The organism is Vibrio mediterranei (assembly GCF_013364395.1).
Classification (GTDB): domain Bacteria; phylum Pseudomonadota; class Gammaproteobacteria; order Enterobacterales; family Vibrionaceae; genus Vibrio; species Vibrio mediterranei.
Genome location: NZ_JABXGK010000001.1, coordinates 62,970 through 76,356, shown reverse-complemented (window position 1 = coordinate 76,356; position 13,387 = coordinate 62,970). Strand labels below are relative to the sequence as shown.

The window sequence follows — 13,387 nt, the reverse complement described above, 5'->3', positions numbered from 1 at the left end:
GTTCTCATCACTTCGGGTATACTCATCTCATTATTTTATTTGAGTCGACACCCTATATGTTTGATATTGCCCTTTACGAGCCTGAAATTGCTCCAAACACCGGAAATATTATCCGACTTTGTGCCAACTGTGGCGCGAACCTACACCTAATCGAGCCGCTTGGTTTTGATTTAGAAGAGAAGAAAGTGCGTCGCGCCGGTCTCGACTATCATGATCTAGCTCGCGTCAAACGTCATAAAGACTACGCCGCCTTTATCGCTTACCTTGAAGAGAACAATCCGAACTACCGCTTGTTTGCTTGCACCACAAAAACCACCGGCCATCACACGGATGCGAAGTACCAGCAAGGTGATGTATTGCTATTTGGACCAGAGACTCGCGGCCTGCCCGCAGAAGTGATTGAAAGTCTACCAATGGAGCAACGCATTCGCATTCCGATGATGCCAGATGCGCGCAGTTTAAACCTATCCAATGCGGTGGCTATTATTGCCTATGAAGCGTGGCGACAGTTTGGTTTTGAAGGGGCGGTTTAAGCCCTTTTTAGCGAGAGCGTTAACCGAGCCTGAAATTCAGGCAATAAAAAACCCAGCACTAGGCTGGGTTTTCAATACATAACAAGAAGAAACCTATCAATTACTTGATTTTAGCTTCTTTGTACATAACGTGTTGGCGAACAACTGGATCAAACTTTTTGATCTCAAATTTGCCTGGCATGTTACGCTTGTTCTTGTCAGTTGTGTAGAAGTGACCAGTACCAGCAGATGATACTAGACGAATTTTCTCACGAATGCCTTTAGCCATTGCTTAATTCCTCTTATACGTTCTCGCCACGAGCACGGATATCAACAAGAACAGCATCGATGCCTTTCTTATCAATAATACGCATACCCTTAGCGGTCAGACGTAGTTTAACAAAGCGTTTTTCGCTTTCTACCCAGAAACGATGAGTTTGTAGGTTCGGCAGAAAACGACGCTTGGTAGCATTTCGTGCGTGTGAACGGTTGTTACCCGTTACAGGACGCTTACCAGTTACTTGGCATACTCGGGACATGAATGTCTTCTCCAAATCGTTTCAGCTCGATATCAACCTTGGTGGCCGAACCTCAATTATAAGAGGCCATAACCATTATGGAGTACCCATACAAGGCTATCAAAGGTCGCGCATTATACTAACTTGACATGCATTGCTCAAGACCCGAACAGATCCTTTTTTAAGGATTTGCTGATCTTTTTCACTTTGAGCTGATGTTGGTTGATAATTTAGTGCGCGAATCATAGCAGAAAATCACCAAAACAAAAGCTCTGTATCACAGTTATTACAATAAAATGTACTTTCTTCTATTTAGGCCGCTAAATCCAGCCTCTTTCTGCAAAAGAGACGACTTCCCCATCTCCAACAACGAAATGGTCCAAAACTCGAATATCGACTAAACCGAGTGCATCAGATAACCGTCTAGTGATACGCCTATCGGCTTGGCTGGGCTCTGCCACTCCCGAAGGATGATTATGAGCAAGGATTAAAGCCGCCGCATTATGATGCAGAGCGCGCTTTACCACTTCCCTAGGATAAACAGACGCAGCATCTATCGTACCTTCAAACATTATTTCATCGGCAATGACACGATTCTGGTTGTCTAAGAACAGAACATAGAAAGCTTCTCTATGCCTATCTCGCAGCACACTCATTAAATAGTGTTTAGTCTGCTCTGGACTATTTAAGCTATCTCCTCGCTGAATGGTCTCACATAAATAGCGCTGGCTCATTTCCAACACAGCTTGCAACTGAACGTATTTTGCCAGCCCCAACCCCTTACGCTGACAAAATGCCTCCTGACTAGCAGTAAACAGAGCTCTTAAGGAACCGAAATCTGACAACAAAGCATCTGCCAGTTGCACTACATTCATGCCTTTTGTTCCGGTACGCAGAAAAATGGCAAGCAGCTCAGCATCACTCAGAGCATGACTGCCTCTATTTAGCAGCTTCTCTCGAGGTAATGATTCACTAGGGAGATGTTTTAGAACCATGATGGATAGTTAAAGTAGGACTTCGGTCTCTGCTTTATTACTTAATTAGCAATAAATAGACAGGAAGCAACAAGTAAGCTGCGAATGAATACTCGTTAGTATGTAACTGCGAGGTTTATCAAACAGCAGTTTTGCAGGTAAGCCCCTTGAAAGTGGCGGGACATCAACGCATTTGGTATCTTAGCCGCAGAAAAATTTAAGGAGCTGGTTATGCAAACATTAGCTGGAAAGAAAATACTATTGGGCATTAGCGGTGGTATCGCAGCCTACAAATGTGCAGAGCTAACGCGTCGACTCATCGAGCGCGGCGCAGAAGTGCAAGTCGTCATGACGAAAGCGGCCAAAGAGTTCATTACCCCTCTCACCATGCAAGCCGTCTCCGGCAGACCAGTCTCCGATAGTTTACTCGACCCTGCTGCCGAAGCTTCCATGGGTCATATTGAATTAGCTAAGTGGGCTGACCTTGTTCTTCTAGCTCCAGCGACTGCCGACCTTATTGCTAGAATATCAGCGGGCATGGGGAATGACTTACTGTCGACGCTGGTTCTGGCTACCGACGCTCCTGTTGCCGTATCACCGGCAATGAATCAACAAATGTACCTTAACGTAGCGACCCAAGAAAACATCGCCACACTCGCGCGTCGAGAAATGATGATCTGGGGACCCGCCGCTGGTGAACAAGCCTGTGGTGACGTTGGTCCAGGACGCATGCTTGAGCCAATGCAATTGGTCGAGAAATGTGAGCAGTTCTTTGGTCCTAAGCCATTGTCGGGCAAGTCGGTTGTGATCACCGCAGGCCCAACTCGTGAGGCTATCGATCCTGTCCGTTATATTTCTAACCACAGCTCTGGAAAAATGGGCTTCGCTTTGGCTCAAGCAGCACAGCAGCTCGGAGCTGAGGTTACGCTGATTTCAGGTCCAGTTTCTCTCCAAACGCCAAATGGAGTAAAACGCATTAACGTTGTCAGTGCCGAAGAGATGCATCAAGCGGCTATGGCCAATGCCACTCATCACGATATTTTCATTGGCTGCGCCGCTGTAGCCGACTATCGCCCTGTCGATATTGCCGCTCAAAAAATCAAGAAAACTGCAGATAACGATGATATGCATATCACTATGGTGAAGAATCCTGACATCATTGCCTCAGTGGCTTCGTTATCAGCATCACGTCCTTTTACTGTAGGTTTTGCCGCTGAGACACAAGATGTCGAGGCATACGCCTTAGATAAGCTACAACGTAAGAATCTGGATATGATTTGTGCAAATGATGTATCTATCGCTGGTCAAGGCTTTAACAGTGACTCAAATGCGATTACCGTATATTGGCAAGGCGGTAGCAAGTCATTAGGCAGCGCAATGAAAACTGAGTTAAGTCACGCCATTTTGGAAGCTATCTCAGAGCAGCTAGCATAAATCTAATGAGACAAGGTGGCACAGGCTGTTTGTGTTACTCATAGGCAAACTGCTTATCACAGAGTGCCTTTCCATTAATGTACTCTCCAAAACAGAGATTGTTACACAGTTCAACCATTTACCACGTTGAACTGTGTAGTTATAAGCCGCTTAGGTACACTAACAGATCTACTTATGGGCGATATCGTGCTGAAATTGGCATGCAGTAATCAAAAGGAAAAGGATTTATGTCCGCTACGAAAAAGTCGAATAGAAAAGAGGAAATCCTTCAAGCACTCGCTCAAATGCTTGAGTCTAATGAAGGAACATCTCGCATCACCACCGCAAAGCTTGCCAAGCAAGTTGGGGTGTCTGAAGCAGCCCTCTATCGTCATTTTCCCAGCAAAGCCCGTATGTTCGAAGGGCTTATCGAGTTTATTGAAGAATCTTTAATGTCTCGAATTAACCGCATTCTCGATGAAGAAAAAGACACTCTGACACGTATTCGTCTGGTGCTTCAATTGATTCTCGTTTTCTCCGAGCGCAACCCAGGATTAAGTCGCATTCTTTCTGGTCATGCTCTAATGTTTGAGAATGAACGATTACGCGACCGAATTAATCAGCTTTATGAAAGAATTGAGACATCTTTACGTCAAATCCTTCGTGAGCGCAAAATTCGCGAAGGTAAAAGCTTCCCCGTTGATGATAAAATCCTAGCAGCACAACTGCTTGGTCAAGTTGAAGGTAGCTTAAACCGCTTTGTTCGCTCTGACTTTAAATACACGCCAACGTCCACGTTTGATGAATACTGGGCGTTACTCAAACTACAATTGCAGTAAACCGAATGAAAACAGATAAAAAGCCAGACTTTACCTTGTCGTTACTTCATCCTAAATATTGGGGAGTATGGTTCGGGTTTGGTCTACTGGCGCTGATTGTAAATTTGCTTCCTTATTCACTCCTCTTCAAGTTAGGCCGAGGTTTGGGCAAATTTGGGATGCGCTATGGCAAGAAAAGAGCGAAAGTCGCTCGGCGAAACCTTGAGCTCGCTTTTCCTGAGATGAATGAGCAAGAGCTTGATCGTTTTGTTGAAGAGAACTTTAAAAACTCCGGTATGGCTCTGATTGAAACAGGAATTACTTGGTTTTGGCCAACATGGCGCTTCAAGCGTATTTTGGTTGCAAAAGATATCAGTGCGCTTGAAAAGCATGAAGCTGAAGGTAAAGGTGTACTGCTGTGTTGTGTACATGCGTTAAATCTCGAAATTACCGCTCGAGCTTTCGCAGTATTAGGGCTTCCTGGTTACGGAGCTTATCGTCCTCACAGTAACCCTGCGTATGAGTTCATTCAATACCGTGGAAGAACACGTAATGGTAATAAACTGATCTATCGAACTGACCTAAAATCGATGATCCGCGTTATGCGTCAAGGCCATCGTTTGTTCTATTTACCTGATCAGGATTATGGTCACAATAAGTCAGTGTTTGTTCCACTATTTGCGGTCAAAGACGCCTGCACAACAACAGGAACCAGTATTCTAGCTTACACCAGTAAGTGTGCCATTGTTCCTGGGTCAGGGTTTAGAACTAGTGAAGGCAAATATGAAATCATCGCGGCTGAATCCATAGAAGGCGACTACCCTAAGAAAGATGAGACTGCCGCAGCCGCTTACATGAATAAGTATGTTGAGCAAATTATCCTACGTGCGCCAGAGCAATGGTTATGGATGCACAAACGGTTCAAATCGCTGCCAGATAAAACTCTTACAGACTCAAGGTATCAATAAGCTCAAAGGTAATGAATGAGTAATCAACAACACGTAGATAAGAACCTCTACAATCCTACATTCCAATGGGCATTCTTACACCCAAAACACTGGGGAACTTGGCTCGGTATTCTCTTTGCTGTTTTGCTGGCTTTTGTACCCGCTAAACCACGCGATAAATTTGCCCGCTACATCTCTGGTATTATCGTTGGCAAAAATGGTCGTGTAGTCAGGCGTACTCGCCTCAATCTACAAAAGTGTTTTCCAGAAAAGTCCGAGCAAGAGATCCAGCATATTGTCGAAGAGACGTTTGCTAAAGCAGGTCAATACTTGTTGGGGTATTCAGAGTTTTTGATTCGCTCAACTAAACACAACCAGCAGCGCGGCGTTATGATCGGTGAAGAAAATCTGATGCCTTTATTAGATGCTGGTGAGAATGTGATTATCTTAGCACCACACGCATGGGCTGTTGATTACCCGGCGGTGATGCTCGCTGCGCAAGGTTACAAAGTCGCAACGATCATGAAGCCACAAAACAACCCTATTGGTGACTGGCTGATGCATGTTCAGCGTATGCAATATGGTGGTCGTATATTTGCTCGTAGTGCTGGAGTGAAACCATTCGTGCGCTCTATTAAAGATGGGTATATCGGATATTGGCTGCCTGATGAGGATCATGGTCCACAAAACTCAGTATTTGTGCCTTTCTTTGCCACTGAAAAAGCCACATTAAAGGGCTTTGGCAAAATGTCTCGATTATCGCGAGCGAAAGTAGTACCCGTCCTGCCTGCCTATAACGACAAAACCAGCAAATACGAAGTGCATATTCTGCCTGCTATCGACAACTTCCCTACGGGTGATGAGGAGCAAGATGCACGGGCGATGAATAAAGCGATTGAAGATTTGCTACGAGATAAACCTGAGCAGTATATGTGGAACCTATACCTTCTCGAAACCCAACGTGACGGTATTCGTATCTACGACAATATCTAGTCGCCAAACATCAATCAAAAACAAAAGCGCTTGCCTCGGCAAGCGCTTTTGTTTGAATACAAGACACAATATTACTGCTGACAATGGGAACAAAAAAAGGTGTTTCTCTGCCCGATTTTCATTTGTTCTATTGGTTCTCCGCACTGATGGCAAGGTTCGTTAGCTCGTCCATAGACTTGCAACTCTTGAGCGAAGTACCCTGGCTTACCATCCGATTGAGAAAAATCTTTTAACGTCGTACCACCTTGAGTGATCGCTTGTGCTAAAACACGCTTTATTTCTGAAACGAGTAACTGCCACTGAGTCAAAGTCACTTTATAAGCGGGTGTTGTTGGGTGTATTCCAGCGCTAAACAAGGACTCACAAGCGTAGATATTGCCTACCCCCACAACATTGGCGTTGTTCATAATGAAGGTTTTTACCGCCACACGTTTGTTTCTTGCTTTCTCCAACATCCAATCGGCACAAAACTCTTCCGTCAATGGCTCAGGACCACAGTTCGCTAGGAGTTCATGAGATTCTCCAGGCGCACACCAAAGCCAAGCCCCAAAGCGACGTGGATCGTTGTAACGCATCACTTTACCGTTACTCAAAACCAAATCAACATGATCGTGTTTCTCCGCTTCAGGTGGGTTCTCAAGAACACGTAAACTTCCCGACATACCAAGGTGAACAATTGCTGTTCCTTTGTCAGTATCTATCAGCAAATATTTAGCTCTACGACGAATCGACGTGATCGCTTGCCCATGTAACTGATGAATTTCCTGTGGGATCAACCAGCGCAATTGTCTTTGGCGTACCACAATTTCTTTAATGGTCTCATCCAATAAGTGTGGACTGATCCCAAGACGAGACACTTCTACTTCAGGTAACTCTGGCATAAGAGCCCTTTATTGATTGGATTCGGTAGGTATTAGACTACTGGCTTCAAAGCTGACTGCAACCCAATTTTCATCGTAGGTATTCAGCAGCCAGAATTTTTCAAGCTGATAGGCCGTTATACGTTGAGGCTCTTCTTTCTCTTGATACCACACCTCGACCGTCATTGGGCTTTCCAATACAGGTTTTAGTTTGGCGTAGGTCTTCTCATCCACAGGAGTCCCCTGAATGGCTCGCCAACGCTGAATGACACTAGCTGCGTCTGACGTCCATTTTTCAGGAATAGCATGCCAAGTCTCGTCATCAAGATAAAACTGTATGCCTGCGTAGTTAATTTCAATTGGACTGGCATTTGGATCCAGCACCAACCCAGTTAAAACCTGAGGCTCGACATCTTGTTCAATAAGATACTGCTTAATGAGATTTGGCGCCGCCATCAACAACATAAACGCCGAGATGGCGATAATTAATATGTTGTTCCAACGACGCTTGGTGAGCTTGAAACGTTTGAATATCACGTTAGTTTAACTTATTACGATCATCGTCATCCTTACGCTCGTATTCACCTTCAAAAGTATTGCCATCTTGGTGCTTGTCGAAAGGATTTTGTTGGAAAGGATCATGACCTTGGAAGCCGCCTTGGTGAAACCCTCCGTTAGACATGGTTTTCACTACCATTTTACTCATCAAATATTTCGCTATCGCCGCACGCGGTGCCGGTAATAGGACTAACATGCCAAGGGCATCCGTCATAAAGCCAGGGGTAAGCAATAGGACACCCGATACCGCTAGCATGACACCTTCAACAATTTGTTGTGCAGGCATTTCACCTTGCTGAAGTCGCGTTTGCACCGACATTAGCGTTTGCAAACCTTGGCTTCTTACTAAAGACGCACCCACAAAAGCCGTTAGTAAAACTAACCCGATTGTTGGCCACAATCCTAGGAAACCACCGACTTGAATAAACAACCCAATTTCGATAATTGGTACAAAAATAAACAGTAATAATAATATCGGAAACACAACGTCCTCCTTGGTTTGATGTCAGTTTACGCTGACCTAGAACCAAACCACAAATAAAATGCTCAGTTTCACCTGCCTAAAGCACAGATTTAGTTTTACAAAGTATAAATTTGAACAATAAATTCATGAATTTTTTTGATGGTTATCGCATCTCCGACTCGTTACGCAACGTTGTGCAAACTTTCGGTGAAAAAGGTGATCTGGATACTATTTTTATGTGCTACTTTGAGTAATATGTACCCCATAAGTCAGGACGTAATAACTAGCCAATTATTCTGGCGAATGGATTCTTAAAACAGATTTGGCAAATATACTGTAATCAACGCAGAACAATAATCTAAGGATCCAAAATATGGCTACAACCACACACGCTAATCCTGTAGCAACTCAAGCCACTCGTATTGAAGAAGATCTATTAGGCCAACGTCATGTCCCGGCGGATGCTTATTATGGCATTCACACGCTGCGCGCTATCGAAAACTTTAATATCTCCAACGTTACCATTTCTGATGTACCCGACTTTGTTCGCGGTATGGTAATGACCAAGAAAGCAGCCGCATTAGCCAACAGAGAACTAGGCGTTATTCCAAAAGACATCGCGCAATTCATCATTCAAGCATGTGATGTTATTTTGGAAACTGGCAAGTGCATGGACCAATTCCCATCTGACGTGTTCCAAGGCGGCGCAGGCACTTCTGTCAACATGAACACCAACGAAGTCATTGCTAACGTTGCGCTAGAGCTGATGGGTAAAGAAAAGGGTCAATATGAGTTCATCAACCCTAATGACCATGTAAATAAGAGCCAGTCTACCAACTGTGCGTACCCAACAGGGTTCCGCATCGCGGTTTACAACAGTGTTCGTAAACTCATTGATGCTATCGAGTATCTAAAAGGTTCATTTGAAGACAAGAGCCAAGAGTTCTCTACGATTCTAAAAATGGGCCGTACCCAGCTACAAGATGCCGTTCCTATGACTGTGGGCCAAGAATTCCATGCTTGGGCTGTCACTTTGAACGAAGAAATTCGTAACCTAGACTACACCTCTAAGTTACTGCTTGAAGTAAACCTAGGCGCAACAGCCATCGGTACAGGCCTAAACGCTGCAGAAGGTTATCAAGAGTTAGCCGTTAAACACCTAACTGAAGTCACAGGACTAGAATGTGTTCCAGCTGAAGATTTGATTGAAGCAACGTCAGACTGTGGCGCTTACGTAATGACACACGGCGCTCTAAAACGCTTGGCCGTTAAGCTATCTAAGATCTGTAATGATCTTCGTTTGTTGTCTTCAGGCCCACGTACAGGCTTGAACGAGCTGAACCTACCTGAGCTTCAAGCTGGTTCATCCATTATGCCAGCTAAAGTAAACCCTGTAGTGCCTGAGGTGGTTAACCAAGTGTGCTTCAAAGTACTTGGTAATGACAACACTATCTCATTTGCAGCAGAGGGTGGACAGCTTCAGCTTAACGTGATGGAGCCAGTCATTGCACAAAGCATGTTTGAGTCTCTCGATATTCTGAAGAATGCCTGCATTAACCTTCGTGATAAATGTGTAGATGGCATCACCGTTAATAAAGAAATCTGTGAGGGCTATGTCTTTAACTCTATTGGTATTGTGACTTACCTAAACCCTTATATTGGTCACCACGAAGGCGACATTGTGGGTAAGATTTGTGCTGAAACTGGTAAGAGTGTTCGTGAAGTAGTGCTTGAGAGAGGGTTACTTTCAGAAGAAGAGCTCGATGACATCTTCTCAGTAGACAATCTGATGAAACCTCAGTATAAAGCGAAACGCTACGAGTAATACTGCAGTTGAGGCTCTCCTTTTGGGGAGCCTTTTTAGTTGTTACTTTGCCAAATTAAAGACTTTATAAAATTCAAATAACACGACATAAACAAATATCTTCCGTCATTTACACAAATGACCCAAAGATATAATGCGAGGAATTGCTATGGTTGCTATAGAACTGGCCGTCGTACTGCTATTTATCTATTTAGGTGCACGTATAGGCGGTATTGGAATTGGTTTAGCGGGTGGTGCGGGTGTTATTGCCCTATCTTTAGTCTTAGGCGTACCGACAAGCCAAGCTTACATCCCGGTGGATGTTATTCTAATTATCATGTCGGTCATTACTGCGATTGCCGCAATGCAAGTTGCTGGTGGCATGGACTGGTTAGTACAAGTTGCTGAAGATTTTCTTCGCAAACATCCAGAAAGGATTACCTTTTACGCTCCAATTGTAACTTTCTTGATGACACTCATGGCTGGTACAGGTCATACCGCGTTCTCTACACTACCTGTAATTGCCGAAGTGGCAAAAGGTCAGGGCGTTCGTCCATCTCGCCCACTTTCAATCGCCGTTGTCGCTTCCCAAATCGCAATTACAGCGTCTCCAATCTCAGCCGCAGTTGTCGCTTTTGCAGCTATGCTAGCGCCAATGGGCGTTGATTACTTAACACTTCTTGCGGTTTGTATCCCAACCACCTTTATCGCTTGTATGGTCGGTGCGTTTGTTGCCAACTTTATGGGTAGCGAGCTTAAAGATGATCCGGTTTATCAAGAGCGCTTGGCTCAAGGTCTTATCAAACTAAACACTGCTCAAAAACGTGAGATCCTACCGACAGCGAAGAAAGCAACCTACATCTTCCTAGGTGCGATTGCCTTCGTTGTTTGTTACGCAGCGGCTATCTCTGGCTCTATTGGTTTGATTGAAGACCCTGCACTTGGACGTAACGAAGCAATTATGACGGTGATGTTAGCAGCGGCAGCCATCATCACGCTAACCACTAAGATCGATGCGTCTAAAATTCCTTCAGCAGCCACCTTCCGCTCGGGCATGACAGCATGTGTGTGCGTACTAGGTGTTGCATGGTTAGGCTCAACATTCGTTAACGCACACGTAGACGGCATCAAAGAGTTTGCAGGCGCGCTACTTGCTGACTACCCATGGATGCTAGCCCTAGTACTGTTCTTTGCTTCTATGCTGCTTTATTCTCAAGGCGCAACGACAGTTGCACTTATGCCAGCAGCATTGGCGATTGGAGTTGCTCCTCTCACAGCTGTTGCCTCATTTGCAGCGGTTAGTGCACTATTCGTTCTTCCAACGTACCCAACCTTATTGGCGGCGGTAGAAATGGATGACACAGGTTCAACGAGAATCGGTAATCTAGTCTTTAACCACCCATTCTTCATTCCTGGTGTTGCAACTATCGCAACAGCAGTCGCACTAGGCTTTGCCTTTGGCGGCATTTTGATTGGCTAACCTTAGGCTATTCTAAAAAATGAGAGCTGCGTTGATACGCGGCTCTTTTTTTGTCTGAGTTGAAACAAAACAGCCTATCTTCCTGTCCTAAGTTAATATAATCTCAACTTATTCACGATCGCGTTTACTTGGCTTGTATGTACCGAATATTGTCTCCGTTCATCTTACTTTTCGCTATTGCCTTCTCTACCCCGAGCTGGGCGCTATTTGGCAACTCCAATAATGCACCAGCTTTCGCTCCAAATACCGCCAATACTTTTGTCCCTGTTGATGAAGCTTTCCCTATGAACTTCTACCAACAAGGTAATAAAGTGTTCATCGATTGGCAGGTCAAAGAGGACTATTACCTCTATCAAGAGCGCATTGCAATCAGTGGTGAAAATGTCGCTATTGGCAGCATCAAAATGGAAGACGGAACACCGTATAAAGATGAATTTTTTGGTGACGTCAATATCTACACAGAACCCCTTTTTGTCGAAGTACCATTGAGTCAATATCAGACTGGAGCCAAGCTCATTGTGCAGTACCAAGGCTGTGCAAAAGCAGGCTTCTGTTATCCACCAGAAACACGTGTCATAGACATCAGTCCATTCGACTTTGACAGTGCAACTCCTCTCGATAACGCGAATGTCGTTAAAACAACAGCTGCGGATACTGCTAACGCCACACCCTCGAAAACTCGAGATAGTGAACTGACTGATAAACTGGCTCAAAACTGGTGGACACCTGCATTATTTTTACTATTAGGCATAGGGCTCGCATTCACGCCTTGTGTGCTACCTATGTACCCTATCCTAACCAGCATTGTATTGGGCGGTGGTAAACGCAGCCATAAACAAGCACTGGTATTATCCCTCGTATATGTACAAGGTATGGCGTTAACTTACACACTACTGGGACTAGTCGTCGCCTCTGCTGGTATGCAGTTTCAAGCCGCGATGCAGCATCCGTATGTGTTGATCGGCCTCAGTACTTTGTTTGTCGCGCTATCATTATCTATGTTTGGTTTGTATACCCTACAGCTCCCAAGCGGACTGCAAACTTGGCTCAATAATCTCAGCAATAAACAGCAAGGTGGCAACTTATTTGGTGTTTTCGCCATGGGAGCTATCTCAGGTTTAGTCTGTTCTCCTTGTACTACAGCTCCGTTATCAGGAGCGTTGTTGTATGTAGCACAAAGTGGAGATTTACTGACTGGCGGTATCGCGCTTTATGCTCTTGCCCTAGGTATGGGTATCCCTCTTATGGCTGCCGCGGTATTTGGAAATAAACTGCTGCCTAAAGCGGGTAATTGGATGGAACGAGTTAAAATACTGTTTGGTTTTGTCTTACTCGCAGCGCCAATCTTTCTACTTGAAAGACTACTGCCTGAGTTTTGGAGTACCGTGCTTTGGTCAGTACTGGGCATCTCTGCCTTTGGTTGGCTTTATCATCAGAAAAACGCACTGCCCTTCGGCGGTTGGAAACAAAGCTGTGTTGGGATACTGGCCATCCTAGGTTTATTTGCTTCAGCACAACCTTTGCTGAGCCATTGGTTTGGCTCCACCAGCAATAATGTAAGCAGCGAAGTCACAGTCAGTTTTATTCAGATTAGTAATGTGCAAGAGCTCAATGCGGAACTCGCCAAAGCAAAACAAGCCGGAAAACCCGTTATGCTGGACTTCTATGCCGACTGGTGTGTGGCGTGTAAAGAGTTCGAGAAGTACACCTTCCATGATGCCTCGGTTGAGCCCGTGTTGTCTCAGTTTGTGTTACTTCAAGCCGACGTCACTAAAAACCAACCTCAAGATATTGAGTTGCTTAAACAGATGGATGTGCTTGGGCTCCCTACGATTGAATTTTGGGATGCAAAAGGCAATGCGGTGTCCAGCGCTCGTCTTACAGGCTTTGTTCCTGCTGAGGACTTTTTGCAACATCTTCGTAAAAACCAGCTGATTGATACTTTTAGCCCATGATAGACAATAAAAATTCGATTCTCATCAGAGTTTTGCATTGATTCATTTGTTCAAAGAGCCGTCTGAATTAATAATATAAATTAACACTTTCG

Annotated in this window: 14 protein-coding genes; 8 read left to right on the top strand and 6 right to left on the bottom strand. The window is 44.7% G+C overall.

Annotation, left to right across the window (positions count from 1 at the left end; all coding sequences use genetic code 11):
- Positions 1-56 precede the first annotated feature (56 nt).
- Positions 57-533 carry a tRNA (uridine(34)/cytosine(34)/5-carboxymethylaminomethyluridine(34)-2'-O)-methyltransferase TrmL gene (trmL, locus tag HOP38_RS00360; RefSeq protein ID WP_006075767.1) on the top strand — a complete coding sequence of 159 codons (477 nt, stop codon included), beginning with the start codon at positions 57-59 and terminating at the stop codon, positions 531-533.
- A 100-nt stretch (positions 534-633) separates the two neighbouring features.
- Here the strand turns inward: trmL and rpmG are convergent, their stop codons facing one another.
- The 3 genes from rpmG to radC all read right to left on the bottom strand — a co-directional run bounded on the left by rpmG (position 634) and on the right by radC (position 2,025).
- On the bottom strand, positions 634-801 hold the full coding sequence (gene rpmG / locus HOP38_RS00355) for a 50S ribosomal protein L33 (protein WP_002535344.1): 168 nt from the start codon (positions 799-801) through the stop codon (positions 634-636).
- A gap of 13 nt (positions 802-814) precedes the next feature.
- Positions 815-1,051, bottom strand: coding sequence for a 50S ribosomal protein L28 (gene rpmB / locus HOP38_RS00350; protein WP_004728407.1), 237 nt, complete (start codon positions 1,049-1,051; stop codon positions 815-817).
- Between the two features lie 299 nt (positions 1,052-1,350).
- Entirely contained in the window at positions 1,351-2,025 is a 675-nt protein-coding gene (radC, locus tag HOP38_RS00345; protein WP_107307341.1) for a RadC family protein, read from the bottom strand.
- Between the two features lie 210 nt (positions 2,026-2,235).
- Between radC and coaBC the strand changes: the two genes are divergently transcribed.
- The 4 genes from coaBC (at position 2,236) to lpxM (ending at position 6,175) form a co-directional block, all read left to right on the top strand.
- On the top strand, positions 2,236-3,438 hold the full coding sequence (coaBC, locus tag HOP38_RS00340) for a bifunctional phosphopantothenoylcysteine decarboxylase/phosphopantothenate--cysteine ligase CoaBC (protein ID WP_198557246.1): 1,203 nt from the start codon (positions 2,236-2,238) through the stop codon (positions 3,436-3,438).
- Between the two features lie 227 nt (positions 3,439-3,665).
- A complete protein-coding gene (gene slmA, locus HOP38_RS00335) occupies positions 3,666-4,256 on the top strand; it encodes a nucleoid occlusion factor SlmA (protein WP_006075426.1) in 591 nt (196 codons plus the stop codon).
- Between the two features lie 5 nt (positions 4,257-4,261).
- On the top strand, positions 4,262-5,203 hold the full coding sequence (locus tag HOP38_RS00330; protein ID WP_031496960.1) for a Kdo(2)-lipid IV(A) acyltransferase: 942 nt from the start codon (positions 4,262-4,264) through the stop codon (positions 5,201-5,203).
- Positions 5,204-5,218: 15 nt separating this feature from the next.
- Positions 5,219-6,175, top strand: coding sequence for a lauroyl-Kdo(2)-lipid IV(A) myristoyltransferase (lpxM, locus tag HOP38_RS00325; RefSeq protein WP_062461687.1), 957 nt, complete (start codon positions 5,219-5,221; stop codon positions 6,173-6,175).
- A 71-nt stretch (positions 6,176-6,246) separates the two neighbouring features.
- On the opposite strand, the gene mutM is transcribed toward lpxM, so the two are convergent.
- From mutM to HOP38_RS00310, 3 genes are read right to left on the bottom strand one after another with little or no spacing between them, the layout of a single operon-like run.
- Positions 6,247-7,056 carry a bifunctional DNA-formamidopyrimidine glycosylase/DNA-(apurinic or apyrimidinic site) lyase gene (gene mutM, locus HOP38_RS00320; RefSeq protein WP_038223838.1) on the bottom strand — a complete coding sequence of 270 codons (810 nt, stop codon included), beginning with the start codon at positions 7,054-7,056 and terminating at the stop codon, positions 6,247-6,249.
- A 9-nt stretch (positions 7,057-7,065) separates the two neighbouring features.
- Positions 7,066-7,572, bottom strand: coding sequence for a hypothetical protein (locus HOP38_RS00315; RefSeq protein ID WP_198557245.1), 507 nt, complete (start codon positions 7,570-7,572; stop codon positions 7,066-7,068).
- 1 nt (position 7,573) lies between these two features.
- Complete coding sequence (locus HOP38_RS00310; protein WP_031493359.1) at positions 7,574-8,077, bottom strand: FxsA family protein; 504 nt, start codon at positions 8,075-8,077, stop codon at positions 7,574-7,576.
- 352 nt (positions 8,078-8,429) lie between these two features.
- Here HOP38_RS00310 and aspA point away from each other — a divergent pair, with 352 nt between their 5' ends.
- From aspA to HOP38_RS00295, 3 genes are all read left to right on the top strand, one after another.
- A complete protein-coding gene (gene aspA, locus HOP38_RS00305) occupies positions 8,430-9,881 on the top strand; it encodes an aspartate ammonia-lyase (protein WP_006075419.1) in 1,452 nt (483 codons plus the stop codon).
- Between the two features lie 148 nt (positions 9,882-10,029).
- Positions 10,030-11,340 (top strand): anaerobic C4-dicarboxylate transporter, encoded by a 1,311-nt coding sequence (locus tag HOP38_RS00300; RefSeq protein WP_038223846.1) that lies wholly within the window; start codon positions 10,030-10,032, stop codon positions 11,338-11,340.
- 137 nt (positions 11,341-11,477) lie between these two features.
- Positions 11,478-13,295, top strand: coding sequence for a protein-disulfide reductase DsbD (locus tag HOP38_RS00295; protein WP_198557244.1), 1,818 nt, complete (start codon positions 11,478-11,480; stop codon positions 13,293-13,295).
- The last annotated feature ends 92 nt before the right edge of the window (positions 13,296-13,387 follow it).

Coding starts and splice junctions, on each gene's coding strand:
- trmL (WP_006075767.1), top strand. CDS start 57: ATGTTTGATATTGCCCTTTACGAGCCTGAAATTGCTCCAAACACCGGA.
- rpmG (WP_002535344.1), bottom strand. CDS start 801: ATGGCTAAAGGCATTCGTGAGAAAATTCGTCTAGTATCATCTGCTGGT.
- rpmB (WP_004728407.1), bottom strand. CDS start 1,051: ATGTCCCGAGTATGCCAAGTAACTGGTAAGCGTCCTGTAACGGGTAAC.
- radC (WP_107307341.1), bottom strand. CDS start 2,025: ATGGTTCTAAAACATCTCCCTAGTGAATCATTACCTCGAGAGAAGCTG.
- coaBC (WP_198557246.1), top strand. CDS start 2,236: ATGCAAACATTAGCTGGAAAGAAAATACTATTGGGCATTAGCGGTGGT.
- slmA (WP_006075426.1), top strand. CDS start 3,666: ATGTCCGCTACGAAAAAGTCGAATAGAAAAGAGGAAATCCTTCAAGCA.
- HOP38_RS00330 (WP_031496960.1), top strand. CDS start 4,262: ATGAAAACAGATAAAAAGCCAGACTTTACCTTGTCGTTACTTCATCCT.
- lpxM (WP_062461687.1), top strand. CDS start 5,219: ATGAGTAATCAACAACACGTAGATAAGAACCTCTACAATCCTACATTC.
- mutM (WP_038223838.1), bottom strand. CDS start 7,056: ATGCCAGAGTTACCTGAAGTAGAAGTGTCTCGTCTTGGGATCAGTCCA.
- aspA (WP_006075419.1), top strand. CDS start 8,430: ATGGCTACAACCACACACGCTAATCCTGTAGCAACTCAAGCCACTCGT.
- HOP38_RS00300 (WP_038223846.1), top strand. CDS start 10,030: ATGGTTGCTATAGAACTGGCCGTCGTACTGCTATTTATCTATTTAGGT.
- HOP38_RS00295 (WP_198557244.1), top strand. CDS start 11,478: ATGTACCGAATATTGTCTCCGTTCATCTTACTTTTCGCTATTGCCTTC.